The organism is Desulfatiferula olefinivorans, from assembly GCF_054657895.1.
Genome location: NZ_BAAHXV010000002.1, coordinates 150,624 through 176,447, shown reverse-complemented (window position 1 = coordinate 176,447; position 25,824 = coordinate 150,624). Strand labels below are relative to the sequence as shown.

The following is a 25,824-nucleotide window of genomic DNA, read 5'->3' as shown; positions in this document are numbered from 1 at the left end:
GCCCCGTAAAAACGACCGCCTGTCGTAGGTTGGGTTGAGGAACCAAACCCAACAAATTGCCCGTCAACCTTATAAAATTCAACACCCTATCTCATGGAAAAACCTGTTCTGAATGTGGCCGATTTCGATTTCGATAACGATTTCGATTTCGATTGGCAATGCGATCGCTCAATCCACCGCGCGTCAGGCCCATGGGCATGACCTGTTTTTCTCTGTGCCTTTGTGCCTCTGTGAGAGACAACAACCGTTTGCCCCGAAGGGGAAAACGGTTTCCTGGGTTTTCTCACGGAGACACGGAGCCACAGAGAAAAAAACATGGATAAATTATCCACAGATGACACGGATGAGCACAGATTGCCCAAAACCCCAACACCGCCCCGCAAAAATAATTCACCAATTCAACCGGGTAATACGCCAGTACGGGCACGGCGTGCCGTGTCCCAACAAATTGCCCGTTATCCCCATAAAATGCAACACCCTCCGCAGAAAAACAATTCACCACGGAGAGCGCGGAGAAAACCACAGACACATTATCCACGGATTACCCTTGATGAACTCGTAAAAAGTCATCAAAGGACGGCAAAGAAAAGCGTTCGAGTTCAAGGCGCCGCGAATCCCGAGGAATGAAGCGCAACGCAGACACGAAGTGAAGCTTTAGCGCTAAATCGGACTTTTTTTCGAAGCCGTCACCCTTATCTCGGTCATTCCGTCTGCTGTTTGCCTTTCAAGGCGGAAACGCCAACGGCCACAGCAAAAAACAGACAAAAAATCCCGGCGGCCAATAGGCCGTAGACATTGGCTTTCATACCGGTCACAAGCAGCGATTCACCGGGTTTTTCGGGATCGTAATACACCGTCACCGCACCGCCCACGGGGTAGTCGCGGAGGATTTTTTCGGCCCGGCTTTTGGTTTTCTCGTAGGTGTCCGATGCGGTGATCCGGCTGCCTGTATACCGGGTCTGATTGACCGAATAGGTGTACCGCACCGACGGCATGTATTGAAACCCCTTATCCGCCTTGCGGGATTCGGCCCTGGCCGAGGTGATCGTTCCCGTGGTCGACGGCCAGGCCAGGCTTTTCTTTGCGGTCTGATACCGAAACAGGCCAAATCCCCCGAACACAATCCCGAACCCCACCAGGGCCAGGACCAGGATGACGGCGTTACTTGCGGTGTTTTTCGTTGTTTGAGTGTCGGTGTTCATACCTTTATCCTCCCTGTCGTGATGGAACGGTTTTAAGATGGAATCAAGGTTTTACAGGAACAAACGGGTCAGGCGATAATTCACATGGATCATTGAAATGCGTATCAGCCCGCGCCCCGATTGTAAAGCCCCCGCCCGCACGATCACCGGAAATTTCACCACGGAGACACGGAGAACACGGAGAAAAACACGGACGGATTATCCACAGATGACACAGATGAACACAGATTACCACCCCGCCAAAACGACCGCCCATCGTGGGCTGTGCCTGTCACCCCCATGAAATGCAACCCCCTCCGCAAAAGAACAATTCACCACGGAGACACGGAGCACACGGAGAAAGCCACGGACGAATTACACAAATGACGCAGGGCGTCACAATTCAAGGCTTTCCCGTGTCCGGGCCGCTGTAAAACAACGGCAGGTTCCGGTCCCCCGTGATGTCATCCGGCGTGATGATGATGTTTCCGTGAAAGAGAGTGTCATGAAGCCAGACCCACTCATTGTCGTCAAGATGGAAGCCCAGAAGCCGGCAAAAAACAGGGATAAGGTTGGGTCTTTTTTGGGTGAACCTGTAATGAAACACCCTGACCTCGTCGTCTTTCTTCATTCCGATGATATTCAGGAAGGTGCCCCTGGGCGTTTTTACCGTCAAAAGAGAAACAGTATCCTTTTCAAGCAGCCGTGTTGCAGCCTCAAACACGGCCCTGTTTTTAAAACGAAGGGGCCTGACGTCATTAAAGCTGAACTCTGTTACATCAACCTTTTCGTAGCCGATCAAATCATTCATTCGGTTTATCCTTTGTCTATCGTCGTTCGGCCCGGTGTCCCTATAAATTCATCCATTCGCAAAATGATTCACCACGGAGACACGGAGCACACGGAGAAAAACACGGACGAATTTATCCACAGATTTCGCAGATGAACACAGATTATTCCAAAACCCCACCACCGCCCCGCAAAAATAATTCATCAATTCAACCGGGGAATACACCTGTACGGGCACGGCGCGCGGTACCCCAACAAATTGCCCATCATCCCCATAAAAAACATCACCATTCGCAAAAAAAAACGAATGCCATAATGCGGTGTTCTGGAAGTCGGTCAGGAAGCGGTTCCGGGGCAACGCCCGGGGGCACTGCATTCCGTTTCAATCCTTGTTGTTCTGGATGTCGGTCAGGAAGGCTCATACCGGATATGCAGGTTTAGACCCGTTATGTGTTTCAATCCTTGTTGTTCTGGATGTCGGTCAGGAAGTTATCAAGCTGTTGCCCTTCGATTTGAGTTTCAAGGTTTCAATCCTTGTTGTTCTGGATGTCGGTCAGGAAGTCTTTGGCCTGATAGTCAACGGAGAGCATAAAAGCGTTTCAATCCTTGTTGTTCTGGATGTCGGTCAGGAAGTGATAAGGATTTTCCGAATAGGGCCGAAATTGCTAGTTTCAATCCTTGTTGTTCTGGATGTCGGTCAGGAAGCACATCGCCGTCAAGTGTTACGATGGCCCCGGACGGTTTCAATCCTTGTTGTTCTGGATGTCGGTCAGGAAGACCATCAGGCCGTGGTACCCATTCCGTGCCACGGGGTTTCAATCCTTGTTGTTCTGGATGTCGGTCAGGAAGCCAAGTAGGGATCATCAGGTCGGTTGTGCCTTGAGTGTTTCAATCCTTGTTGTTCTGGATGTCGGTCAGGAAGTTGATGGTCGAGGCCCCATATCTTTATAAAACAGATGTTTCAATCCTTGTTGTTCTGGATGTCGGTCAGGAAGCGGAAATCTTCGTTCCCGGCCTGATATTTTCCCGAGTTTCAATCCTTGTTGTTCTGGATGTCGGTCAGGAAGCAGGCAACCGCATGATTTCGTTTGGCCAGATTTCAAGTTTCAATCCTTGTTGTTCTGGATGTCGGTCAGGAAGCATGGGACTATCTTGCCAACAACAGCATGTACACCATGTTTCAATCCTTGTTGTTCTGGATGTCGGTCAGGAAGACTTTAGGAGAAGTCAAAGATCATATCCTTTCTTATGTTTCAATCCTTGTTGTTCTGGATGTCGGTCAGGAAGAGAATTTGAACCTCTTTTATCTTTGTAATTAAATGTTTCAATCCTTGTTGTTCTGGATGTCGGTCAGGAAGTCCGTTTGCGGGGCCTCTATTTCAATCAGGTTGTTATGTTTCAATCCTTGTTGTTCTGGATGTCGGTCAGGAAGATTGACAGAGTGAAAAAATCAGGGAGACTCACAACAGTTTCAATCCTTGTTGTTCTGGATGTCGGTCAGGAAGGATGATATGGCAGATGAACTCAAGTCGGAATTGATGTTTCAATCCTTGTTGTTCTGGATGTCGGTCAGGAAGCCGCGACTTTCTCGAACGTCGAACCAGTCCGATGCAGTTTCAATCCTTGTTGTTCTGGATGTCGGTCAGGAAGATCCGAACAGACCACAAAAGGCGATGGTGTTCATGGTTTCAATCCTTGTTGTTCTGGATGTCGGTCAGGAAGGCGATTTGTATTTGGTCGGCCATTGCCCGGATTGGATGTTTCAATCCTTGTTGTTCTGGATGTCGGTCAGGAAGAAGCCGTTTTACAAGCTTCGGAAGCAAGCCGGGATGTTTCAATCCTTGTTGTTCTGGATGTCGGTCAGGAAGTTGTCATTTGTCAACCATCACGTTTTTTGAATATCGTTTCAATCCTTGTTGTTCTGGATGTCGGTCAGGAAGAAATAGCCGGTGCTACGGGCGGAGGTGGACAGGTGAGTTTCAATCCTTGTTGTTCTGGATGTCGGTCAGGAAGCCTCTGTAGAGGGGCGGGTTATTTATCGTACCATGTTTCAATCCTTGTTGTTCTGGATGTCGGTCAGGAAGTTCCCTTGCGGTTGGTGTTTACCGTGCCGGATCAAGTTTCAATCCTTGTTGTTCTGGATGTCGGTCAGGAAGTTTCGCCGCAGGGACGGAACCCGTTTTCGCTGCCAGTTTCAATCCTTGTTGTTCTGGATGTCGGTCAGGAAGTGTGTTTGAGTTCGTCAACGCTGATCTTTTCTTCCGTTTCAATCCTTGTTGTTCTGGATGTCGGTCAGGAAGCATTTTGGCTGTCATGGCTCTACTGATGTCTTGACGTTTCAATCCTTGTTGTTCTGGATGTCGGTCAGGAAGTCCCTTGCGGTTGGTGTTTACCGTGTCGGATTAAGTTTCAATCCTTGTTGTTCTGGATGTCGGTCAGGAAGGGCATCGGCTGTGACTATCGGGGCTTGGGTAACAGTTTCAATCCTTGTTGTTCTGGATGTCGGTCAGGAAGTTGCGACAGGAGTAGAGCTTGCATATCTCCGTATGGTTTCAATCCTTGTTGTTCTGGATGTCGGTCAGGAAGCGTCCGAAAAGTCAGTGTTCCATTCGACGTTCAGAAGTTTCAATCCTTGTTGTTCTGGATGTCGGTCAGGAAGCCGGAATATCCGTGCGGCGAATATATTTTCAAGCTGTTTCAATCCTTGTTGTTCTGGATGTCGGTCAGGAAGCCCATTTTTTAGATATTCATTTTAAATTCAATGTATTTAACCATATTTTCAAAGATCAAAATTGAACGGTTGATATGATATGAATTCATGGAATTACCCGATTTCAGGTTAGCAGATAATCGTAATGGCTTATTATCATGGATAATATTTCAAATTTGTTGAAATATTCTATAAATTCAAGCTAATCAGACGCTATGATTTTCTGACATTGCTACCAAAACAGGATAAAAATGTCCATGGTTCAATCATGTCCACCACAAATATTCCTGTAACAGCAATCCGGACATCTTTTTTTAACACCGGTTGCCTTTGGATATCTGCAATAGTTGATTACGTCGCTGATTTCGGAAAGAGTCAGTTCCAGCTCTTTATAATCCTGTGATGTCAACTGAACTTCGATCAATTTATTTTTACTTCTCGTATAGACAATGAACCCCCGATTCACTGGTATATCATAATTTTCCCGGATCAATCGTCCGTAAAACGCCAATTGCAGTTTGTAAGTTTTGAACACTTTGTCTTTGTACTCGGCGTATTTGTAATCCAGTGGAGCCGCCGTGCCGTCATCCAAAAAAAGAATTTCGTCCACCACACCGCGAATGCACTTGCAGGTTAAGTAAACATCAATTCTTTTATCGATGGTGCCGACTTTTTTTCGCAGATAGTCGGGGTTCATGGCCCTGACTTTTTCATGAACGGTTCGGCCTTTTTCAACTTTAAATCGTTTGCCTTGGTTTTCTGGGATATATAGAACATGTTCAAAATACGTGTAGCGGGGGCAATAGAGATATTCCAGAAAATGGGTTGCCGTTAATGAAAATCCGTCTGTCATGATTTCCGCCATCGCTTCCCCTAAAAAACCAGCGTCCCGGTCGTATCCCGTTTCCAGCCGGTGGCTTCTTCATAACATGCCGGAAGCGATTCATGAGAGGCGTACACCACAAACGTCCCGTCAAACGCCTGATCCGGAACATATTTGGCCGGGAGGGACAGGACATAATCATAAAAATCCTTTCTGATTTTCAGAAATGCCTCCTTCCGTTTGATGGGATCACCCATTGCCCTGATTGAAAGGAATTCCCCCCAGACATTGCGGGCCTTGTCATCCCATTCAATGAACACATCTTTCTGGTCATAGTTGGCCGGGTCAATGAAATGAAAGGAATCATAGACACCCTGGAATTGGAGGTTGTCCATGCATTCATGGACTTTATTTGATCCGTCATTGTTTTGTTTGGATTGAATTTCCGAGTAATACCGATCCATGTTTTGCAGGAATTCGGTTTCGGAAATATCCGGTTTTTTTGAAATGATGGTTTTGGTTTCCAGCATGGACAGGGCGTTTTTCCCGTAGACGTATTTCTCAAACGGCGTATTCCTGTTGTTCTCATCCAGGATCTGGAAAATACAGACGCGGCCTTTCCGCTCTGATGCAAAATGGCGGTTGCACCTCCCGCACACCTGGTTGATCGATTCCAGTGGCCCCGAATCCCGCCAGACGTTTTCAACATCAATATCCACACCTGCTTCGATCATTTGGGTTGATACGATGATTTTTCTTTTTTTACTGTCTTTAATGTCCCGGATACGTTGCAGGCGGTGGGCCGGGATAATGTTGGTGGCAAGGAAAACATAATCCGCATCCTTGTCGGCCCCGGATAGCGCATTGTATAACACCATGGCAGAGTTGACCGTGTTCATGACGAACAGGAAGGATTCCCCGCTTGATTGCACTTCCTTCCTGCACCGTTCCGTGTATTCGGATAAGGTGAGGGGCGTTTCGTGAAAGGTCAGGGTCACCCGGTCCAGTTGGGAGAAATACCTTTGTTTGTCGGGGACCAGTTCGGCAATTTCATGGTCATCGTATATTTTGGGCTGGGTTGCCGTGATCAGGATAAACCGGGTATGGAAAAGCCTGGCCATACACTCCATGGCGTTTCTCGCAAGGTTCCAGTAGGTGTACGGAAGGGACTGAACCTCGTCAAGAAGCACAATGGCATTGGCGAACATCCTGAATTTCTGGATCATCTTGTTTTTGTTCGTGAAAAGAGTGTGAAAAACCTGGAACATGGTGGTCACGATGACTTCGGATGTCCAGCTTTCAATCAGGAACTTGGATTCGCCGGTCTCAAATTCGCCTTCACCCGCTGTGTAGCACATATCCGCCAGGTGGTGATGTTTCAACAGAACCGATGAATCGGGATCAGCCAGAACCTCCTTGAAAACGTCATGGTTCTGATCGATGATACTTGTAAACGGCAAGGCATAAATAATTCGGGGTTTCCGTCCGTCTTTCTCCATTCGCGTTCTGAGCCTGAGGGCTACAGACAGGGACGTGAAGGTTTTTCCTGTGCCTGTGGGGACGTTCAATGAAAAAACATGGTTTGACACGATATCCGTATTCATGGCGGACCGGTCCGCGTCATCAAACATCTCGGACCGGATACGGTTCATCCTGCCTTCAGGTTTTCCGAACTCACGGGTGATGTAATCCCTGACTATCGTGTCCGGAATGGACCTGCGCGTAAAGTCCACGGAGCCGCTGAAAATCGCCTCTTCCTTGTCCGAATGAAGAAGAAGCGAAAAAAGATACTGGAATATAAAGTAGTAGGCGGTGTTTTTTTGCAATTTGTAAAGCGTCCGGTTTTCGGTTCTGACAACGAATTTTGTACAGTAATCCTGCCATGATGCCGGGAAATCATCCACTGAAAGTTTAAACCCGGTCGTCTTGGCCGCATGTGCGAGGAAGCCATCCATAGCCTCCTTGGAACACGCCTGATACTGGTGATCCAGATGCGCGGGATCAGTGCCGTCTAACTCATTGTCCGATCCTTTTAAACCGAAAGCGTTTCCGGGGTTCCCGTGATGCCGTTTGATACAGAGAAACACAAACAAGGGCATGATGCGCCACAAATCGCTTTCTTGCGAGTGGGCTTCAGAATACCGGGATACCAAGAAATGGGCGATCACGGCGGAAAGGAGAGCATGGCTGGTCAGGGGGTCGCTTTTCATGGACCGTTTCTTGTCTTCATCCTTCTCCGCCAGATAGTCCTGAAAAAAAGGGGTGGCCTTGCCGATGTCATGAAAAAACCCCATGATCCAGACCAGGTGTTTCCAATGGTCAAGGTGAAAAAAGTATCCAAGGTCAGGCTGGTCCTCAATGAATTTGGAAACACAGGCATCAGCCACCCTCTCCATATGATCGATCAGCTTCTTTCCGGGGTGGGAAGACAGGTCAGAAGAACACAATGCGCTCACCTTTTCCCGTATCATAGGATTGACGGACCTTGCAGGTAATGGCCCTGGCGCGGCGCTCGAACAGGACATCCTCCCGTCTCACCACCGTGCGGTCCGGGGCCATGACCACCGGATAATTGACCTTGAACAGTTCCAGACTGGTATCAAAATCCACGGACGGCTCATCGAGCAGGCAGGAGACGGGAACCACGGAACGAATCTCCTGAAAGCCGGGCTCATGGCACTCTGTGAGTGTGCATTCTCCGTCATAGGAAAAGTCACCAAGAAGTTCGCTCAGTCCAAGGGAAAGGGAATACACCGTGTGGTGGTTGACGAGTTTTTCTTTCAGTTGGTCGTAGAGGTCCGTATCCGAATGATAAAAGTAAATTCTGAACTCGGGATCTTTCAGGTATTCGGTTCGGATTTGCGTCCGGTTTTTGATCCTCCAGAAATGCTGTTTCGTATCAACAAGGTTCACGGTCCATCGGACTTTTTTGACCGGCTTGCTAAGACACACGGCGATCTTCCATGAATCCTCCGGAAAACGGCCCAGGTAATCGTCCTTGTCAAGGCCGATCATAGCGGACACGATGCCGATAACCGTGGGCGGCGGCGGGAACTCGAAAGTCAGGGGGGACGTGGTCGTGTAGTATTTTTTGAAATGACCGTAATCCCCCCTTAACGTAAAGGAGAGTGCTTTGATCATCACAGGACCTCGGCGGATTCGTCTATAAAATTCAGCTTCTTTAATTCTTCACTGTCAAGCGTTACGGGTTGATCGTTAAGAATGTAGGTCATCTTGCGGTCACTCACATAACCCACACGCTCGATTTTATCGTGGTGCGCTTTGACGGCTTCCACAAGTTCGGTCAGGTCAACAGCGTAATCTTCGGGCTTTCTGATTTTGGAATCAATGCATTCCGCCTTAAGCCTGATGCGGTTGTCCAGTTCCCCGATGAAAAAATCGGGTTCCTTGTAGGTGATAGACAAGAGCAACCGGGGCATCTGACCGAACTTCGACCGGGAAATCAGCCCCTTGGTGCCGTTCCACATAGCTTTTTTTAGATCGACCACATCCTCGGTGGTCAGTTTGGTGTGTTTCGCTGCATTTTCATTGATAATCCCGTAAAATCCGATCAACGAATAAGGCAGGACGTATTCTTCACGGAATGTTTTTTTTGTTGAATCTTTATTTGAAGCAAAGGCTCCGGTTCCCTTCACATGCATGATTTTGACCCCGTGAACCGATTTTCCCATCTTGAATTGCACTGGCCCTGTGTAAGTCAGCGAACTGGAAACGCTCTTTGTTTTATCTTTGCCGTCCTTGACCTTCAGTTCCAGCGGAATCGTCGCGCCAAAAAGGCGGACATCGATGCATTCACTCAGAATATTGCGGGCAATAATTTGTTTCTGTTCCTCGGCTTTCTTGTCACTCAAATCCTCCTGGTCCTTGAGATAGTCCAAAGCTCTTAACTTGGCGTCCTGAATATGTCCTTCCTGATCGTAGACCTTTTCTTGGACAAAGATGTCCTTTCCGTTTTCGTGCAGATAATCCCGGATTGTGCGTTTCAGTCGCACATCGGTCACGATGTTTCGGCCGGTTTCTTCATCGATTCTTGGTTTGTTTTCATCATTGGGGTCACCGTTGGGATTCGCGTTTTCAATGTCGTAAAGAAAGAGCAGTTCAGAGCGTTTGTTTATTTCAGCCATTGTCAATCCTCCATTTAGGGGTTCGTCACGGTTTTGGTTTTCGGGCCGTTTTTCTCATAATAATTAAAATAATCCGACAGGTTCATGCCAAGAACGAAGATATAGTTCAGTTCATCCAAGGGAATCGTCCATGCGTGGTGATCCCCCGCTGAAACCATGTATTTGGAAATCAACGTTTCCAGAGGGGTGTAATAATTCTTCTGATACTGTTCGAGTTTCTCGATGATCATGGGCAATAGCCCGATCAGATCACGGCTGTCCATTTTGAGCCCTTTTAATCGTGAACGGAACGGTGTTGAATTCCGGTCACTTGCTTGAATGTTCAATAAAAATCGGGTCAACACCCCAAGCAGAAAGACGCCTTTATGGGCGTCCGTCCTGAAGAAATCCTGAAATGATTCAAAAAACAGAGTCACCTGGTCATCAAATTCGTCCTTGGATTTGATTTCGAATGATTGAAAAAATATCTGATCCATGGGCCTCACCTTTTTGCGGTTGACGGTTAATATGCCGAGTTCGTTTAAATAAATCAGCAGTATCCACCCGAAAAGGGTGGAATACCAATCGTTCTCTTCAGTGATAAATGCGTTTCTCACGGTCTTCATGATGTGGGTCAGAACATAAGAATATTCAATGGGGGCGCCTTTAAACACGTTATCCACGATCTGAAGAAATGATTTGTTGTGGTTCCCGTTCAGCTTGTCATTGGGAAAGAACTGCCTGATCACACCGAAATGGAATCGAAAAATCCGCTTGCCCTCTTTGGACAACTTCTGAAAAAACACGATCTGGTCCACGCGGTCTTTGACATCATACAAACAGCCTATCCGGGAGGGTAAAACATCTTCGATATTGGCAAGAATCCGGAACACTTCTTTTTGGGGCTTGTCGTAAAAAACAAGGTTGAAACTGATCTTGTTTTCTTCTTCTTTCACCAGATCAATGATGTCTTCCTCCTGACCGGTGATCGTTTGCCGGTCCGCGTCATTGATTTTTATGTCCCTTTTACGGTTCCGGATTCGCTCAAGAAGATAGGAGTCCGAAACCGGATGAATGAATTTGGGAATCATGTAGTACCGAAGACCGTAAAGATTATAATCAAGGTCCGACTCCATGACCTTGACCCCCATTTCGATATTCAGGGCGCAATCAAGGCAGACCGGATAGTTTTTCCAGCTTTGATCCTGCCTGAATCCTCCCGAAACCATGCCCGGTTTATCCACATTGTAAAACTTCAGGGTTGTAAAATATCCGAAAACCTCGTCCTTGACCTTCCGGCAAACGGCGCATGTGGATTGTTTGGCATAAGAGTATTTTTTAAACGTTTTCGAATATTTGTATTCTTTGGCGCACTCTTCGGTGATAAACCGTGAAAAAAACGGATAATCACCAGGGAATTTTTCCTGCCCGTTTTCGATAAACAGAACGGAAAGCACAGCCCCTTTACTTTCAATCTGTTGCTGCTTTGTTTTCAGGTCTTCACGGATATCAGCCTCACGCTTTTGGATCAGATCACGGATTGCCGTGAGAAATACCTGGGCCTCTTTATCAAGAAAATCCGCATCACAAGCCCCTTCGAACCATCCTTTGATTCTCTGGTCAAAAGTTTTCCCGATATCGGCGGATACCTGACCCGTGGGTGTTTTGTTGCTGCCCCTTGCCGATCCTCGTTTATAAAGAAGCTTGGCTTTAAGCTTTTCCCCGTTTTGCCGGTAATCGATGTCCTTATAGGCCCAGGTATCCCCCGTTCGTTCGAATACAACAAGAAACAGGTGCTCGTTTTTTCCCTGATCGAAAGAATCCTCCAGCCAGATGTCAAACATGGAAAGGGATGGGTCCTGCGCCAAGGCATGCTTGCCCAGATCAGCAATGGCTTCTATCATATGATCCTCCTGACAACCCCGAACCCCCTGGACACCGATTTCCCCAAGCCCAGATGATCCGGAATCATGAAATTGGTTTTGATCACGCCACGGAATCCCAAAAGCGTTTTCCCTTTCAATTGGACGGGGCCGGACTTGACCGTCAGATCTGTATGGATAGTTTGTTCGGGGGCAAGTCGGTATTCGAGGGACTTACTCATGGAAAGAAGATTGCCGGTTAGAATCCGTTTGAGTAACGTTTTTCGTTCGCCGTCATCTTTGGCGTCTTCATAGGACAAATAGTTTTTTTGATTTAACCCAATCCAGGGGCTTTGAAACTCATAAACAAAAGCCTCGTTCGAATAACCAAAAGGCACGTCTTCGATCTTGAGGTCTTTTTCGAATACCGGAATGATTGTTCCATCAATAGATATGGCATCCAGATTCATAAACAGATCATGAAATACTGCCACGGCTTTTTCCGTGATGCACACAATAGAGGGGGCTCGGTCGATTACCTTGAACTGAACAAGGGGGTACCGGTAGATAACTTTACCCGTTTCATTATCATGATTGTGGATGAGGTCATGATTTTTAAAGAGATTTCCGACATATCCCCGCAACTTGTGAATTTGTTGAGGCTTCAGATTAACGTTACTAAGTTTCAAAATGGCCTTTTTCATTGATCAATCCCGATTAGGTTTTTCAAGACGCCATAACGGTTTGACAAATACGGTCAAGCCGATTGGTTAATTTAGTCGTTTGCAATGTTTTTCTCCTTTGTTGTTCCATTCAAGAACTGATTAAAAAAATTGGGAAAGGATTTCATCGTTCACCAGTCTCCGGTCAAAGCCTTGTCCAAGCACCTTGACCTGTTTGAAATCATCTTGGCAAAAAGGGAACAAATAAACCTTGTCTTTTTTTGGATCAATCAAGTCGTCGAACATTACATGAAGTTCATCGAAACGGGTCGCTTCAAGTCGGCCGAGAAATACGCTTTTTTGTACACGGATCAGGCCAGCTCTTTTGCACTCCTTGGCGACTTTGGTACGTGATTTGTCGTTGGCGATATCGTAAATGATCCAGACTAAAACATCCATGATTAAAATTCCTTGATATTAAGCCATTCTGGGCGTTTTCCCCCTTCATCGGCAAGTAGGATGTTCGTTAAATTATGTGCTTCTTGGTGAATGATATTTTTGCGCTTAATATTTCTGCCTCTGTAACGGATTTTCTCGTCCATATGCGAATTTAGTGTTTCGATAACCAAAGGTTTTCCTTTTTCGTTCAGGGCGACGCTGTGGTCGAATCGATCAAAATGTGTTTCCTTTATTTTTTTTCCGGTGAACAGATAAACGGCTGTTTGTTCGGCATAAATTCTAAAAGGCTCTATCAAATCAAATACTAACGATTTCTTGTTGTAGTTGTCGGTGTGCAGGAATCCGATATATGGGTCAAGTCCACCGATAATACAGGCTTTTTCGACTCGACTGTATAGCATCCCCAACCCATAGTTTAATATTGCATTGAACGGGTCTTTGGCGGGGCGCCTCGAGCGGCCGTTGAATTGATATTCCGTTGGCATGATTGATGAGATACATTGGAAATAAACTTTGCCGGCACTCCCTTCGTACCCCATTATCGAATTTCTTATGCTATTTAAGTTTTCTTCTGAGAACACCAGTTTATCAAAAATACCAGTAAGGGTCTGAACGGGGCCGGTAAAAACATCGTGCTTTCCTGGACGAGCCAAGGCTAATTTTTTCAGAAAACGGATCTGGTTACTTACTTTTTCCCGGACAAGATCAATCACAAGGTTGATCCCAACTTCAGATAATTCAGCTTCAAGCTGTTTGCGTCGTATAAGGGCGGTACTACCCATTTTGGAAAACCAGACTCTTCCCTTTGGATCGCCCTTTGAATCTAGAAAAATGATATCGATATTATTGTCCAGGGCCAGGTTTATAGCTTGTGTCGAAATCATGGCCTTGTTGGTAGTTACAATGGATTCAATTTTTTCAGGCGAGACATCGAACGACTTATCTTTATTCGAAAATCGAAAACACCCGTCTTTCTGATTGATCATGGAGCCAGGTGAATTGACGAATATTTGCATGATTAATCCTATTTACATCGTCTGAAATGGTTCACAAGATACTTGTTGTCATCAACCACGAAAAACTTTACCACCCAACCATGACATTTTCGGTCATACTTCATCATTTATTTTCACCCCCCCATCATTTTTTTTATGTCGTCTTCGATTTCCTTTTTCAGGTCGTCGGGTTTCAGGATGTGGGCGTCGGGGCCGTGGGAGAGGATCCAGCGTTTGATGTCGCGGCGGCCGGAGGTGGTCAGGGTCAGGGTGACGGAGCCGTCGGGGTCGTCGGTCAGGGTCTGGGTTTCGGCCCAGCGGCGTTCTTTGATGTAGCGGGCCACGGCGTGTGAGAAGCGGATGGTGACGGTGATCGGGTCGCCGTGGGTGATGCCGAAGGCGGAGTTCAGCCGGGCGTCGGGGTCGAAGGTGTCGGGGTAGGGCACGGCGGTGGACAGCCGGGTGATGCGGCGGATGCGCTCGACCGCATAGCTGCGGACGGTCTTGTCCGTGTTTTTGACGGCAAACAGGTACAGGCCGCCGTTGTGTTCGAACAGATGCAGGGGGCCGATGGTTTCCTCTTCGATTTCGTCTTTGTAGAACACGTGGTAGGTGATCCGGCAGGCCGTGCCGCCGATGATCGACTCGATCAGGTCTTTGATGACGGGGTTTTTGTCGGCATAGGCTTTGGTGCCGACGGTTTTGCATATGAAAATCCGTTTCAGGGCAGACAGTTCGGCCCGGGTGTCTTCGGGGATGACGTGGATGAGTTTGGCAAGGGCCGTCGTCAGGTGGCGATCCACCTCGGTGCCTTTGAACACCACCGCTTCACCGGCCAGCATGCACAGGCAGATGATCTCGGGATAGGTCAGCGCGATGTTGGGCAGGGTCAGGTTGGGAAGACGGGCGACATAGGACTCGTCAATGAACCAGCGTTTTTCCCGTTCAAGGGGGATTTTGTCGTCGTAGAGGGGAATGCCCATGCGTTGCAGGGCGGTCAGTCTGCGGGATACGGTGCGAACACAGACGCCGAGCTCGTCGGAAAATTCCTTGACCGTCACGCCCTGGGGCCGTGACAGGAGGTCGAGCATTTTGATCACCTGGATCAGGTTCTTTCCTCTCATGAAGCCTCCCCGGTGCAGGCAGCGGCAGGCCGTTCGGATGTATTCCGAAGCGGACACGCCATGCCTTTCCATGCACAAGGCATGGATATTTATAATCATACATCGAACCCGGCCATCCGAAGTCGGGACGAGCCGTTTTCAATGTGATGCGCACCGAATTGACATACAAAAGAGAAATTCCGCCCCCCCAGGCTTTTTTCTCTTACCTTAAGGTCTGTATATGACGGCGGGGAGGGTGTCAACAAAAAATCATCAGGATGAAGAAGGGGTTCATTCACGGGTTTCGGTTTTTGAACGTGTCGTGTGCCCTGTGAATGAACGCTTGATTCGTTGGTTATGGTGTCTTTGCTTTTCTCCGTGCTCTCCGTGTCTCCGTGGTGAATTGATTTTTGCGGAGGGTGTTGAATTTTATAAGGATGACGGGCAATTTGTTGGGTTTCGTTCCTCAACCCAACCTACGCCGGGCGGACGTTTTTGCGGGGCGGCGGAGGGGACTTGGGGTAATCTGCGTCATCTGTGTAATCTGTGGATAATCCGTCCGTGTTTTTCTCTGTGCTCTCCGTGTCTCCGTGGTGAATTATTTTTGGGGGGGTGTAGTGATACCGGTTATCAATGCCCGATGAAACCTGACAGTTCGGCAAGGGTTGTGGCTGATTTTAGTTTTTCGTTGATGAGGGCAAGATGATCGGCATCGTCCAGGCCGTCAATATAACGTTTGAAACGTTCAGATTCCGGCGAGTTGCCGAATTTTAAATCAATGACGGTTACGGCCATGTCTTTCCGTGCCTGGACGACCATATGGATGGTCTGCTGAATTCCCAGATTCATTCCCTTATTATATATTTTCCCCAATGCACTATCGGCGAACTTCATGATCACACCGCCTTCTTTTTCAGAGAGTGACTGGGCGACAATGGATTTCAATTTGTCGCCGGTCATGTTTTCCATGTTAGACAGAAGATATCTTAACAAACTTTCCACGTATTGCAAGCCCGTTTCTTTTTGAACCAGATCTTCTAACAGTTTGAAAATACCCGGAAGTTTTGATCAAAGTCGGAATCAAAGATGTGTTTGAAAACCAGGATCATCAGACGTTCGATGATGGTGCCACGAATCTGTTCATCGCTGTATTTTGGCAGATCAAACAGAATGTATTTGAAATCGGGAATATGGCAGACAAGCGGCCCGGATGTGCCGGAGAATAATTCGGCAAAACGTTTGGGTGTGGTCCATTGTTTTTTTCCATGGAACATCACCAGAGGGACAATGGCATCAAATCGTTTTTTCCTGTTCTGTTTGATCGACAGTTCCCAGATTCCGATCATGTACTTCAATAATTGAAGATGGATCAAACCGTCGGGATAGCTTTTATGCTCAAACAGAAAGTAGATGAATGCGTGTCCTTGATGGGTTTTGACTTTATAGAGAAGGTCGGAATGATATTCCTTGAGATTTTTTTCGACAAAGCTGCCTTTGCAGATTTCAAGGGTTTTCAGGTCAAAAACCGTCAGATACGCGGGAGGAAGATAATTTTCCAGAAAGGATCTGGCGTTTTCAAGATCGCTCCAGATTTCCTTGAACAGCTTGTCATGGGAACAAAATATGTCGTTGAAGACCTCGTTCATGCCAGGTGCTCTATCATGATTGAGTTCCCTTATCAATGATTAAACGGCTGTTTTTTGACAAGTGTAAGTGCGATGGCCCATCATTCCGGAATTGTGGTTTGTGCTTACATTCCCTCTGTGGCTCCGTGTCTTCGTGAGAAAACCCAGGAAACCGTTTTCTCCTTCGGGCAAACGGTTGTTGTTTCTCACAGAGGCACAAAGGGACAGAGGAAAAACAGGGCATACCCATGGGCATGACGCGCGGTGGGTTGAGCGGTTGCAGGGGCGATCGAAATCGGTATCGAAATCGAGCACAGGCAAAACAGATTTTCCCGGAGGCAGTGTGTTGAATTTTATGGGGATGAGTGGCATTTGGTGGGCACAGCCCACCCTACGCCGGGCGGTCGTTTTGGCGGGGCGGCGGAGGGGACTTGGGGTAATCTGCGTCATCTGCGTAATCTGTGGATAATCCGTCCGTGTTTTTCTCTGTGTTCTCCGTGCCTCCGTGGTGAACTATTTTGGCGGGGCGGTGTTGGGGGTTTGGATAATGCGTCCGTGGTTTTTCTCCGCGCTCTCCGTGTCTCTGTGGTGAATGTCATAAAAAAAACGGGCGGGTGTGGTGGCCCGCCCGTCCAGGATCAGGACATGACCCGGGATTTTTTCCGGAGGCCCAGGAATCCGAGAAGGCCGGTTCCCAGAAGAAAGAGGGTGGCCGGTTCGGGGACCGGGGCGGTCTGGGCGTAGACGGCATCGGCGATCAGGCTGTGGGCGTAGGTCGTGGGATGAATCTCGTCCCAGAAAAGATAGGTGCCCTGGGCGTCGTCGGCCGTTGACAGCATGTCGGTGCTGTTGTCGAACACGCCGTTTGCAATGAAATCGTTCATCATGCCGAAGACATCGATGGTGATCAGGTTGAGGCCGCTGTTGGCGAACATGTCCAGGGCCTGGGCCAGGGCGACGTTGAAGCCCATGGCCAGTTGGGTGCCGGGAACCGATGTTTCGGGCGCACCGTTCAACAGGGGCGTTGCGCCGAGATTCGGCATGTTCATCACCACGATGTTCCGGGCACCGGCCTGGGCCAGGGCGCCCACCGATCCGGCGATGTTGCTGACCGCACGCAGGACGGTTCCGCCAACCCCAAGCTCATCGATGTTCAGAAGATCGTTGCCCCCGGCCCAGACGGTGTACAGGGTGTCGGCACCGCTCACGGTGTAGTTGCTCAGGTAGTGGTTGATCTGCCATCCGAGGCCGAACATCGTCGGATCCTGGGGCGGGGCAGCCGGATGACCATAAGTCCGTGCCCCGCCGTAGGCCATATCGAGCAGGTCGCTTCCCATCAGATCCGCTAAATAATCCACCCAGACCTCGCCGTCACTGTAGACGCCGAAGCCGTGCCCGTCGGCATTGCCGTTGTCGGACAGGCTGTCGCCGAACGCGACGACGTAACTGAATGAAAACGCGGTCGAGACGCTTAAAAGTAAAGCGGACAACACAACAAACACCACGGACATGATTCTGTGTTTCATAGGGCGCTCCTTATATATAGGTGTGAAAGGAATGGTTTCACAAACCGAAGGGAAAGGTCAGAAAATGAGGGGAGGGGAGGTGGCTGTGAAACAATGTTTATACCATAGAACCATGTCTCGAATGTCATGTCAAGTGTTGTTCCACAGGCCTCCGTTTTTTTAAGAATGGTAAAAAACACGGTAAGTTATATGAGAAAAACGGGGTGTTACCATCACGGTAATTAAAGGTATTCCATCAGGGGGCAGACGGACACTCAAACCGTGCCCATGTTTGGAATGTGTGAATTGTTTCTCCGCGTTCTCCGTGTCTCCGTGGTGAAATATTTTTGCGGGGGATGTTAAATTTCATAAGGATGATGGGTTGAGCGAAATAGCCTTATAAAGGGAATCCGAAATGCGATCCGTCTGGGAGTTCAATATCAATACGGAGCTTGCTTCCAGTTGCTTCCACATATCGTTTAAGTGTCGAAAGCTTAGGATCACGTCCAGGTTTTTCCAGACTCGCGACGGTGGGTTGTTTGATTCCCAGTGCTTTGGCCATGTCATTCTGTGTTTTCTGAGTTCGCTCCCTGAGTTCGGCCAGCCTTATATCGAAAAGCATATTCTCTGCTTTTTTACCGGCCCTTTCAACAACTTTAGGGTCTTCATTTTTTATGAGTTCTTCAAGTGTTCGTGCCATTGCCGTACCCCTTTTATTTTTTGTCTTTAAGCCTTTTCAAATGATTCGTAAACTCATTGTCGGCAATCGGAACCATTTTTGAGTAAAACCTTTTTTCGTCTCCGGCTTTTGATCCCGCACACAGCACAATCCCTTTTCTGTCCGGGTCAAATGCGAAAAAAGCACGTATGGGATCGCCTTTGCTTTGGACTCTCAGTTCTTTCTTGTTGGCATATTTTGACTGTTTTACACTATCAGCATACGGTCTCGGTAAAGTTGGACCTTTAGCTTTTAGCAGCATTAGCGATGCCAAAACGTTTTCACGATCTTTCTTGTCGAGGTCATCATACCATTCGTCAAATGTGTCAGTCGTCACTATATCCCACATATTAACCTTAACTCATACCATTATAGGTCAAATACTATATAGCTTTTGACCTATAGTCAAGTTGAAATCCAATGCAATGTAAAGTGGATAAGCCGTCCGTGTTTATCTTCGCGCTCTCCGTGTCTCCGTGGTGAATTTTAACGAATGCCCGTCATCCCCGCTCGATCCAGGTGACGGGGGGCGTGTCCCGTTCCACGATGCCGTCGATCTTTCCTTTGGGATAGCCGATGGCGATGCTGGTCACCGCTTCGAAGGGTTTTTTGATGCCGAGCTTTTTACGGAATCCGGCCATGATCGGGTAGGACAGGGGAACCATGGGCAGGGAGACCACACAGGTGCCGAGTTTCAGGGCATGGGCCGCGAGCACCAGGGTCTGGGTCAGGATGCCCGCGTCCAGGTCCGGGTTGCTGATGCCGCGGGTGTTTTTCAGAATGAGGATCAGGGCCGGGGCGCGGAAAAACAGGCGGTCCTCGTTCCGGTCGGCCTTTTCCATGGCCGTGATGGGCCTGGGATCGAATTTGTTGACCATCAGTAAGCTGCCCGCCGTGAACAGCAGGGTTTTCCACCAGGGCGGTTTGCCGGAGTCGTTCAGGTAGAGGTTCTTGAGCCGTCTGAGCACGGCCATGGATCGGGTTTCGAGTTCCCGGATCACGGCGGGGTCGGTGATCACCACCAGGTGATAGGGCTGGCCGTTGCCCGCCGAGGGGGCGAACCGCCCGGCTTCGAGAATGCGGCGGAGAAGATCTTTCGGTACGGGCGTGTCCTTGAAGATGCGGTTGGACCGCCGTGTGTAGATCATCCGTTCGATGTCGGTCAGCTCCGGCGCGATGTCGGCAAAGTCCGGCGCGTCATCGGCGCCGAAGGGGTTGGGTGCGGACATGGTTCCGGTCAGACGGTTCCGGTATCTCCCCTCGTTGACGGCAAAGGACCCGCTGACCCTTACGGCTCCGGTGGGGCAGACGGCGATGCAGCTGCGGCAGTTGATGCAGGCCTGGGCGAAACCGCCGAAGCCGATGGGGACGGGCACCTCCCCCCGGGTCCAGGAAAAGCCGCCGCAGGGGCAGGTTTCTACGCAGCGGCCGCAGCGGGAACAGGTCACCGGATCGATGCTGCGGACCGGGAAGGTCATCTCGGGCATATAGGCTTTCGTGTACTTTTCGAGCATGGGTTTCTCCTTATAATCTGATGACGTTGTCGGCCTCCGGGTCAAAGGCGTCCTGAAGCACCCGGGACAGGGCTTTTTCCGAAACGGTTTTGGGAATCTCGTCGACGATCTGCAAATAGGTGGGGACGCTGTTCTTTTCGAGCGTTTCGCGGCAGCGAAGGCGGATGGCCTCGATATCCGGCGCATTGCCGTCAAAGGGCGCAATGGCCGCCACGATATCCGATTCCCCCGGCGCCCCCGAGGCGGCGGCAATGCCGTACACGCAGACCTCCGACACCGTTTTGTCTTCGCCGATCACTTTTTCGATCAGGTCGGGCTGGATGAAATCGCCCTGGCGTCGGAGGCCGCCGCCCACACGGAAGTCGAAAAAAAAGTAGCCGTCGTTGTCCCGGTGGCAGATGTCTCCGGTGCGTAGCCATCCGCCCCGGGTCTTGTCTGTGGAAGCCTTGTCCTTTCCGAAATAGCGGACCCGGGTTTTTCCGAAGGTCATTTTGCAGATCAGCTCGCCCTTTTCGCCCGGGGGCACCGGCCGGTCCTTTTCATCGACGATCTTCATCCGGTACATCAGGGGGTTGGGTTTGCCGAAGGAGCCGACGGGGCCCTTGCCCGGACGTTTGTAGGCCAGGCCGCCTTCGACGGCGGCATACCACTCGAAAATGTTCACGTTGAACCTTCTTTCGAAATCCGCCCAGATCGCCCGGGGGGTTCCGGCGCTGATCACGGTCCGGACCGGATTGTCACAATCATCGGGTCTGGGAGGTTCGTTGAAGATCCCGGCCATCATGCCGCCCAGAAGGGAGAAGGTCGTGCAGCCGTAGGTCCGGCAGATGTCCCAGATCCGGCTTTTGGAGAATTTCTCCCCGATCACCGCGTGCCGGTTCCGAAGCGACAGCACGGGAAAGACCGTGACCGACTGGGCGTTGCCGTGGGTCAGCGACAGGCCGGTGAAGGGAACCTCGTCGTTTTTGTATTTCCAGACCATGCGGGCCAGGATGCCGTAGGCCCGGAGACGGTCGCCGCTGAGCACCACGCCTTTGGGGTCGCCGGTGGTGCCCGAGGTGTGGATGATCTGGACGGGCTGCTTCGGATCGAAGGGCCGGATGCCGTCGGGGGGATCGGGGCATTCGGTGGCAAGGATGTGGTTGAGGCTGGGCACATCGGAGCGGATGGGAATTCCATGGTGGTTTTTGTAAAGAACCCCAAGAATTTTGGCGCTTTGAATGTCCGGTTCGACGGCCGTGAGGCTATCCAGGAACTCGTCGGCCACAAGGATGCCCTTTGATCGGGTGTTGTTGATCTGGAACACGAGCTTCTCGCCCTTTGACCGGGGGTCCACGGGAACGGTGACCGCACCGATGGACATGGCGGCGAACATCGCATAGAGGAATTCGGGGTGGTTGCGCATCAGAACGACGACCCGGTCCCCCCGGCCGATGCCCGCCCGGAGCATGGCTCGGCTGAGCCGGTTGGTCTGGGTGAACAGATCGCCCATGGTCACGGTTTCATCGGACCCGTCTGCGTTGACGAAGATGAATTTTTTTTCGTCCGGGTCGACGGTTTTGTATCGGAAACATTGAAAAACAGGCAGGTGAACCTTCAGTCCGGCCATAAAACCCAGTCTCCTTTTATTTAAGTATTACATGAAGTTTTCCAGAAAACGGATTTTTTTCAGCGGGGCCATACCCAAAAGGGCCTGAAGCTGCTTGGCGTCCCGGAACCGTTTTTCCTGTCCGAAATCCTTCATGTATCCCACACCGCCCATGGCCTGGACCCCGTCGGTTGCAAGGTCGCAGGCCAGACTCTGGACATGGAGGGCGGCGGCCCGTGAACTCAGGGGCCAGTCTTTTTCCTCACCGTCCACGGCGGCCGAGGCGCGAGAGACGATGAGGTCGGCGACTTTGACCTGGACGGCCATGGTGCCCAGGATCATCTGCATTTCGGACCAGTCGATGATCTTCCGGCCCCCCTGTTCCCGTTTTTTCGCGTAGTCCGTCGCCTCCTTGAACGACCCTTTCATGATCCCCAGGCTCATGGCGGCGGCGGCCGTGTGCATGCGGTCGGCCATGGCGGTGAACAGGGCGTCGCCCTGGTTTTCATCGCCGACCAGCCGGGCCGGGGCCCCGTCGAACGTCACATCCACCGCGGGACAGGCCCGCAGGCCAAGGCTCAGGACCGGCTCACTCTTTTTGACGGAGGCCTGGGAAGAATCGACCAGGAACCAGGAGTAGGCCCGATGATCGTCGGTCCGGGCCGGGATCAGGGCCTTTCCGGCCAGGCCTCCCAAAACCAGGTAATCCAGCGTTCCCGTGAGTTGAAAATCGCCGGAGCGTTTTACGGCCCGGGGAAGATTGTCCTGATCCAGGGGATTGATGAACACGGGCAGGGCCGTGAGCGCGTCGAAGGTTGTTTTTGCAGAGGCGACGGATTCAAGGGCCGGTGTGTCCTTGGCGGCCGTCATCAGCGACAGGGCGGCCGAGTGGGTGAAGACGATGGCCCCCAGACTGCTGTCTTCGGTGCAGAGGTTTTCAAGCAGCACGCAAAGGGCCGTCATGCCGTGGCCCAGTCCGCCGATGTCTTCCGGCAGGATCGCGTGGAAAAAATCAAGGCCGAAGGCCTGGTCGACGGCCGGTATGAAGAGCGGTCCGAAGGGGAAGGTATCGTTGGTTTCGCGCTGGGGAAACAGCACCTTGCGCGAAAAATCATGGGCCGCTTTTTCCAGAAGGGACATCTCTTTGCTGTTGACGGCAAGCATGGTCATCTCCTTGATCGTGTGGTTTTCGGGTGATCAGGCGTCCGCCCGACGTTCTTCAAAGACCCTGACCGTTGACGCATCGTCCGCAATCAGGCATTTGAACAGGTTCAGCCGGTTGAGCTGGTTGGTGCCTTCGTAGATCTGCAGCAGCTTGGCGTCCCGAAGGCATTTTTCAGCCCGCATGTCGTGCCGAAGCCCGGCGTGTCCCATCAGTTCCAGGGCCATGTGGCAGTTTTTGATGCCGGCGTCGGTGCCGGCGAATTTGGCCAGGGAGGCCAGGCCTGAGGTCACGGCGATTTCCCGGTCGCTCTGCATGTCGAAATTGAATTTCCGGACCAACCGGAGGAGCCGGGGGTTGTCCAGAAGGGGCTGAATGATTTTATCGAAGATGATTTTCGGCGTGAGTTTCGTCAGATAGAACAGGTGTTTCTGCTGGATCATCTTGAACATGCCGTGCATGGCCGTGGCGTAGTTGGCTTCATTGTAGGCCAGGCGGCCGAGGACGACGTTTTTGTACATTTCAGAGAGCATGGACTGGACCCATTCGCGGTCGATCAGGCGTTCGCCTCCCACGGAGGCTGAGGCGGCGTAGTCACGGGCCGCATTGAAGGCGCCCCGGGCCGCGCCGATGCCGAAGGCCCCCACGGCGGCCCGGGATGCGGAGAAATAGTAATCGATGATCTGCATGTTCGTTTCTCTGGGCGTCCGTTTCAGAGAGCGGGCCTGATCGGTGTTGATCATGATCTGGGAATCGGGAATGAAACAGTTGTCGAACCGGAGTTCACTGGCCGGGCAGCCTTTCTGACCCATTTTTTTCTCCATGCGCCCGAAGCTGAAGCCCGGCGTGCCGGTTTCAACGGCCAGCATCACCGTGCCGGCCGAGGGTTTGTCAAGGTTTTCGTAGGCGATCAGCATGTGCCAGTGGGACAGGTGTCCGTTTGAAATGAACACCTTGGTGCCGCTCACCACATAACCGCCCTCGACCTTTTTTGCATGGCAGGTGACCCGGCCTTTGTCCATCAGATCGGTTTCCTCCACATCGGTTCCGGCTCCGGGTTCGGTGAGGGCCAGGGAGATCAGGCAGGGCTTGCCCGTTTTCTCGCCTTCTATCGTATCCCGGCACAGGCGGTTGATCAGGCCCGTGTTCCAGGACGAGACCGCCACGCCGAATCCCAGGTAATGCACGCCGATCAGGTTGGCCATGGCCAGGCATTCGGAGGCGATTTCTTCGAGAAAGGGGGCGATGGACAGAAGGTTGTACCCCTTGCCGCCGAACAGTTTGGGAAACCACAGGGTGTAAAGTCCCCACTCATTGGCCGTGCGCACGAACTCCCAGGGAAGGTGAGCGGGGTCTTCCTGCATGCGCCTGTCCAAAGGAAGGGCCGCCGGGCGCACCACCTCCGCGTTGAACTTGCGGGCCAGGGCCACGACTTTCCGGGTTTCACGGACCATGGCGGCGGGCTGCCGGGCGATGGCCTTCAGACTCAGGAAGGTATCGTCGAATCGCGGGGACAGATCCGAATAGAAACGTGTTTCAGAACGTGAGAGCATACGGGCCTCCTTGGCTATATGGAAAAACCGGTTCGTTTGATTTTTTTGTGGCCTCCGGCGGCCATTCCGGGGGACCAGATTTTAAAAATCTGGACAAATGGGTAGGAAGGTGTGTCCCAAGGTGCGTCTTTCCCCCATCTGTTTGTCAAACTTTTCAAAAGTTTGGCCCCCGGCAGGGCCGCCGGGGGCAATCAGAAATCCTTCTGTAACAACGTGATCACCATGGCCGCTTCTTCGATGCCGATGTTGCCGCCGCCGTTTTCGGCCAGGGCGATGCGGGGGTTGTCGACCTGGCGTCCTTTGGCTTCGCCCCTCAGCTGCCAGACCAGTTCCACCAGCTGGGCCGCGCCGGTGGCCCCCACGGGATGGCCCTTGGATTCCAGACCGCCGGAGGGATTGACGGGGAGCCTTCCGGTGAGGGCCGAATGGCCCCGCTCTGCGAAAAGACCGCCGTCGCCTTTGGCACAGAAACCCAGGCCTTCGGTCTGGATAACTTCGCCGAAAGCCGAGGCGTCGTGAACTTCGGCCACGTCCACATCCTCGGGGCCCACCCCGGCTTTTTCATAGGCGATATGGGCCAGGCGCTCGGTCAGGTCCGGGTCGTCGAAGCCACGGTCCATGCCGCCGCCCACCACCGTGGCCAGAACTTTGACCGGTTTGGCCAGGCCCTTTCGCCGGATGACGTCGCCGGAGGCGAGCAACAAAGCCGCCGCCCCGTCGCCCACCGGTGAACACATCGGTTGGGTCAGGGGGTAGGCCACGGGCGGGGCGGCCAGCACCTCTTCGACGGTGTAGGGCCGGCGGTACTGGGCATAGGGGTTCCCGGCGCTGTTGGTGTGGTTTTTGGCGCTGACCACGGCCAGCTGGCGCTGGGTCAGGCCGTATTTGTCCATGTGCATGCGGGTGGCGGCGGCGTAGAGGTCCATGAAGGCGCTGCCGCCCTTGCCCTTGGATTTGCCGGGGTCGGGGGATTCTCCCCGGGCTTCCGCTTCTTTTCGTTTGCGTTCGGCATCGGCTTTCATGGCCTTGACGAACATCTCGATCACTTCCACATCCGCCGACGAGGAAAAGAGTTTCAGCCGTTTTTCCCGGTCCTCCATGTACATTTTCTCCATGCCCAGGACCAGGGCCGTGTCGTACATGCCGGACGCCACGTTCATCCAGGCCACCTGAAAGGCCGTGGCCGACGAGCAGCAGGCGTTTTCCACATTGATCACCGGAATGTTCCCGATACCCATGGCCCGGAGCACCACCTGGCCCCTTATGGATTCCTGGCCGGTGACCAGTCCCTGGTAGGCGTTGCCCACCGCGGCCATGGCGATGTCCTTTTTGTCCATGCCCCCATGGGCCAGAGCGTTTTTGACCGCTTCGTCGGCCAGGCTTTTCATGTTTCGATCCGGGTATTTTCCGAATCGGGTCATCCCGGCGCCGATGATGAATACATCTCGCAT

General features: G+C 51.3%; 22 protein-coding genes and 1 CRISPR repeat array. All 22 genes read right to left on the bottom strand.

From position 1 onward, the window contains the following. Positions 1 to 701: 701 nt before the first annotated feature. On the bottom strand, positions 702 to 1,202 hold the full coding sequence (locus ACYQ11_RS02455) for a DUF3592 domain-containing protein (protein WP_459922150.1): 501 nt from the start codon (positions 1,200 to 1,202) through the stop codon (positions 702 to 704). Positions 1,203 to 1,584: 382 nt separating this feature from the next. After that, a complete protein-coding gene (locus ACYQ11_RS02450; protein ID WP_459922149.1) occupies positions 1,585 to 1,992 on the bottom strand; it encodes a hypothetical protein in 408 nt (135 codons plus the stop codon). Positions 1,993 to 2,040: 48 nt separating this feature from the next. Beyond that, positions 2,041 to 2,346 (bottom strand): hypothetical protein, encoded by a 306-nt coding sequence (locus ACYQ11_RS02445; RefSeq protein WP_459922148.1) that lies wholly within the window; start codon positions 2,344 to 2,346, stop codon positions 2,041 to 2,043. A gap of 3 nt (positions 2,347 to 2,349) precedes the next feature. Next, a CRISPR array of direct repeats spans positions 2,350 to 4,701; the repeat unit is 37 nt; unit sequence GTTTCAATCCTTGTTGTTCTGGATGTCGGTCAGGAAG. A gap of 241 nt (positions 4,702 to 4,942) precedes the next feature. Further along, positions 4,943 to 5,545 carry a CRISPR-associated protein Cas4 gene (gene cas4 / locus ACYQ11_RS02440; RefSeq protein ID WP_459922147.1) on the bottom strand — a complete coding sequence of 201 codons (603 nt, stop codon included), beginning with the start codon at positions 5,543 to 5,545 and terminating at the stop codon, positions 4,943 to 4,945. A gap of 8 nt (positions 5,546 to 5,553) precedes the next feature. Then, positions 5,554 to 7,950: a CRISPR-associated helicase Cas3' gene (gene cas3, locus ACYQ11_RS02435; protein WP_459922146.1), complete on the bottom strand. Its 2,397-nt coding sequence runs from the start codon at positions 7,948 to 7,950 to the stop codon at positions 5,554 to 5,556. Then, complete coding sequence (gene cas5b / locus ACYQ11_RS02430) at positions 7,937 to 8,644, bottom strand: type I-B CRISPR-associated protein Cas5b (RefSeq protein WP_459922145.1); 708 nt, start codon at positions 8,642 to 8,644, stop codon at positions 7,937 to 7,939. The genes cas3 and cas5b overlap by 14 nt, the downstream gene beginning before the upstream one ends. After that, positions 8,644 to 9,648, bottom strand: coding sequence for a type I-B CRISPR-associated protein Cas7/Csh2 (gene cas7b / locus ACYQ11_RS02425; RefSeq protein WP_459922144.1), 1,005 nt, complete (start codon positions 9,646 to 9,648; stop codon positions 8,644 to 8,646). Before cas7b ends, cas5b begins: the two co-directional genes overlap by 1 nt. A gap of 14 nt (positions 9,649 to 9,662) precedes the next feature. Continuing rightward, positions 9,663 to 11,531 (bottom strand): TIGR02556 family CRISPR-associated protein, encoded by a 1,869-nt coding sequence (locus tag ACYQ11_RS02420; RefSeq protein ID WP_459922143.1) that lies wholly within the window; start codon positions 11,529 to 11,531, stop codon positions 9,663 to 9,665. Then, positions 11,528 to 12,193: a CRISPR-associated endonuclease Cas6 gene (locus tag ACYQ11_RS02415; protein ID WP_459922142.1), complete on the bottom strand. Its 666-nt coding sequence runs from the start codon at positions 12,191 to 12,193 to the stop codon at positions 11,528 to 11,530. Before ACYQ11_RS02415 ends, ACYQ11_RS02420 begins: the two co-directional genes overlap by 4 nt. A gap of 120 nt (positions 12,194 to 12,313) precedes the next feature. Then, complete coding sequence (cas2, locus tag ACYQ11_RS02410) at positions 12,314 to 12,610, bottom strand: CRISPR-associated endonuclease Cas2 (protein WP_459922141.1); 297 nt, start codon at positions 12,608 to 12,610, stop codon at positions 12,314 to 12,316. A gap of 2 nt (positions 12,611 to 12,612) precedes the next feature. After that, positions 12,613 to 13,626 carry a CRISPR-associated endonuclease Cas1 gene (cas1, locus tag ACYQ11_RS02405; RefSeq protein WP_459922140.1) on the bottom strand — a complete coding sequence of 338 codons (1,014 nt, stop codon included), beginning with the start codon at positions 13,624 to 13,626 and terminating at the stop codon, positions 12,613 to 12,615. 113 nt (positions 13,627 to 13,739) lie between these two features. Beyond that, on the bottom strand, positions 13,740 to 14,729 hold the full coding sequence (locus ACYQ11_RS02400; protein WP_459922139.1) for a helix-turn-helix transcriptional regulator: 990 nt from the start codon (positions 14,727 to 14,729) through the stop codon (positions 13,740 to 13,742). A gap of 609 nt (positions 14,730 to 15,338) precedes the next feature. After that, a complete protein-coding gene (locus tag ACYQ11_RS02395; RefSeq protein WP_459922138.1) occupies positions 15,339 to 15,677 on the bottom strand; it encodes a hypothetical protein in 339 nt (112 codons plus the stop codon). 68 nt (positions 15,678 to 15,745) lie between these two features. Beyond that, the gene (locus ACYQ11_RS02390; RefSeq protein ID WP_459922137.1) at positions 15,746 to 16,354 is read right to left on the bottom strand and encodes an Rpn family recombination-promoting nuclease/putative transposase; all 609 of its coding nucleotides are present in this window, start codon (positions 16,352 to 16,354) and stop codon (positions 15,746 to 15,748) included. 617 nt (positions 16,355 to 16,971) lie between these two features. Next, positions 16,972 to 17,859, bottom strand: a complete 888-nt coding sequence (locus tag ACYQ11_RS02385; protein ID WP_459922136.1) for an SGNH/GDSL hydrolase family protein — start codon at positions 17,857 to 17,859, stop codon at positions 16,972 to 16,974. 376 nt (positions 17,860 to 18,235) lie between these two features. Beyond that, a complete protein-coding gene (locus tag ACYQ11_RS02380) occupies positions 18,236 to 18,538 on the bottom strand; it encodes a helix-turn-helix domain-containing protein (protein WP_459922135.1) in 303 nt (100 codons plus the stop codon). A 13-nt stretch (positions 18,539 to 18,551) separates the two neighbouring features. Beyond that, positions 18,552 to 18,905: a type II toxin-antitoxin system RelE/ParE family toxin gene (locus tag ACYQ11_RS02375; protein WP_459922134.1), complete on the bottom strand. Its 354-nt coding sequence runs from the start codon at positions 18,903 to 18,905 to the stop codon at positions 18,552 to 18,554. Between the two features lie 151 nt (positions 18,906 to 19,056). Next, the gene (locus ACYQ11_RS02370) at positions 19,057 to 20,070 is read right to left on the bottom strand and encodes a nitroreductase family protein (protein ID WP_459922133.1); all 1,014 of its coding nucleotides are present in this window, start codon (positions 20,068 to 20,070) and stop codon (positions 19,057 to 19,059) included. A 10-nt stretch (positions 20,071 to 20,080) separates the two neighbouring features. Then, positions 20,081 to 21,679, bottom strand: coding sequence for an AMP-binding protein (locus tag ACYQ11_RS02365; protein ID WP_459922132.1), 1,599 nt, complete (start codon positions 21,677 to 21,679; stop codon positions 20,081 to 20,083). A 27-nt stretch (positions 21,680 to 21,706) separates the two neighbouring features. After that, entirely contained in the window at positions 21,707 to 22,822 is a 1,116-nt protein-coding gene (locus ACYQ11_RS02360) for an acyl-CoA dehydrogenase family protein (RefSeq protein WP_459922131.1), read from the bottom strand. A 33-nt stretch (positions 22,823 to 22,855) separates the two neighbouring features. Beyond that, positions 22,856 to 24,373, bottom strand: coding sequence for an acyl-CoA dehydrogenase family protein (locus ACYQ11_RS02355; RefSeq protein ID WP_459922130.1), 1,518 nt, complete (start codon positions 24,371 to 24,373; stop codon positions 22,856 to 22,858). A 191-nt stretch (positions 24,374 to 24,564) separates the two neighbouring features. Next, on the bottom strand, positions 24,565 to 25,824 hold the full coding sequence (locus tag ACYQ11_RS02350; RefSeq protein WP_459922129.1) for a thiolase family protein: 1,260 nt from the start codon (positions 25,822 to 25,824) through the stop codon (positions 24,565 to 24,567).

Excerpts from the sequence above, each read along its gene's own strand:
- cas1 (WP_459922140.1), bottom strand. The coding sequence starts at position 13,626 with ATGCAAATATTCGTCAATTCACCTGGCTCCATGATCAATCAGAAAGAC.
- ACYQ11_RS02350 (WP_459922129.1), bottom strand. The coding sequence starts at position 25,824 with ATGCGAGATGTATTCATCATCGGCGCCGGGATGACCCGATTCGGAAAA.
- cas2 (WP_459922141.1), bottom strand. The coding sequence starts at position 12,610 with ATGGATGTTTTAGTCTGGATCATTTACGATATCGCCAACGACAAATCA.
- ACYQ11_RS02360 (WP_459922131.1), bottom strand. The coding sequence starts at position 22,822 with ATGCTTGCCGTCAACAGCAAAGAGATGTCCCTTCTGGAAAAAGCGGCC.
- ACYQ11_RS02390 (WP_459922137.1), bottom strand. The coding sequence starts at position 16,354 with ATGAACGAGGTCTTCAACGACATATTTTGTTCCCATGACAAGCTGTTC.
- ACYQ11_RS02365 (WP_459922132.1), bottom strand. The coding sequence starts at position 21,679 with ATGGCCGGACTGAAGGTTCACCTGCCTGTTTTTCAATGTTTCCGATAC.
- ACYQ11_RS02355 (WP_459922130.1), bottom strand. The coding sequence starts at position 24,373 with ATGCTCTCACGTTCTGAAACACGTTTCTATTCGGATCTGTCCCCGCGA.
- ACYQ11_RS02450 (WP_459922149.1), bottom strand. The coding sequence starts at position 1,992 with ATGAATGATTTGATCGGCTACGAAAAGGTTGATGTAACAGAGTTCAGC.
- ACYQ11_RS02395 (WP_459922138.1), bottom strand. The coding sequence starts at position 15,677 with ATGGAAAACATGACCGGCGACAAATTGAAATCCATTGTCGCCCAGTCA.
- ACYQ11_RS02370 (WP_459922133.1), bottom strand. The coding sequence starts at position 20,070 with ATGCTCGAAAAGTACACGAAAGCCTATATGCCCGAGATGACCTTCCCG.
- cas4 (WP_459922147.1), bottom strand. The coding sequence starts at position 5,545 with ATGGCGGAAATCATGACAGACGGATTTTCATTAACGGCAACCCATTTT.
- ACYQ11_RS02415 (WP_459922142.1), bottom strand. The coding sequence starts at position 12,193 with ATGAAAAAGGCCATTTTGAAACTTAGTAACGTTAATCTGAAGCCTCAA.
- ACYQ11_RS02455 (WP_459922150.1), bottom strand. The coding sequence starts at position 1,202 with ATGAACACCGACACTCAAACAACGAAAAACACCGCAAGTAACGCCGTC.
- ACYQ11_RS02375 (WP_459922134.1), bottom strand. The coding sequence starts at position 18,905 with ATGTGGGATATAGTGACGACTGACACATTTGACGAATGGTATGATGAC.
- ACYQ11_RS02445 (WP_459922148.1), bottom strand. The coding sequence starts at position 2,346 with ATGCAGTGCCCCCGGGCGTTGCCCCGGAACCGCTTCCTGACCGACTTC.
- cas7b (WP_459922144.1), bottom strand. The coding sequence starts at position 9,648 with ATGGCTGAAATAAACAAACGCTCTGAACTGCTCTTTCTTTACGACATT.
- ACYQ11_RS02420 (WP_459922143.1), bottom strand. The coding sequence starts at position 11,531 with ATGATAGAAGCCATTGCTGATCTGGGCAAGCATGCCTTGGCGCAGGAC.
- ACYQ11_RS02385 (WP_459922136.1), bottom strand. The coding sequence starts at position 17,859 with ATGAAACACAGAATCATGTCCGTGGTGTTTGTTGTGTTGTCCGCTTTA.
- ACYQ11_RS02400 (WP_459922139.1), bottom strand. The coding sequence starts at position 14,729 with ATGAGAGGAAAGAACCTGATCCAGGTGATCAAAATGCTCGACCTCCTG.
- ACYQ11_RS02380 (WP_459922135.1), bottom strand. The coding sequence starts at position 18,538 with ATGGCACGAACACTTGAAGAACTCATAAAAAATGAAGACCCTAAAGTT.
- cas5b (WP_459922145.1), bottom strand. The coding sequence starts at position 8,644 with ATGATCAAAGCACTCTCCTTTACGTTAAGGGGGGATTACGGTCATTTC.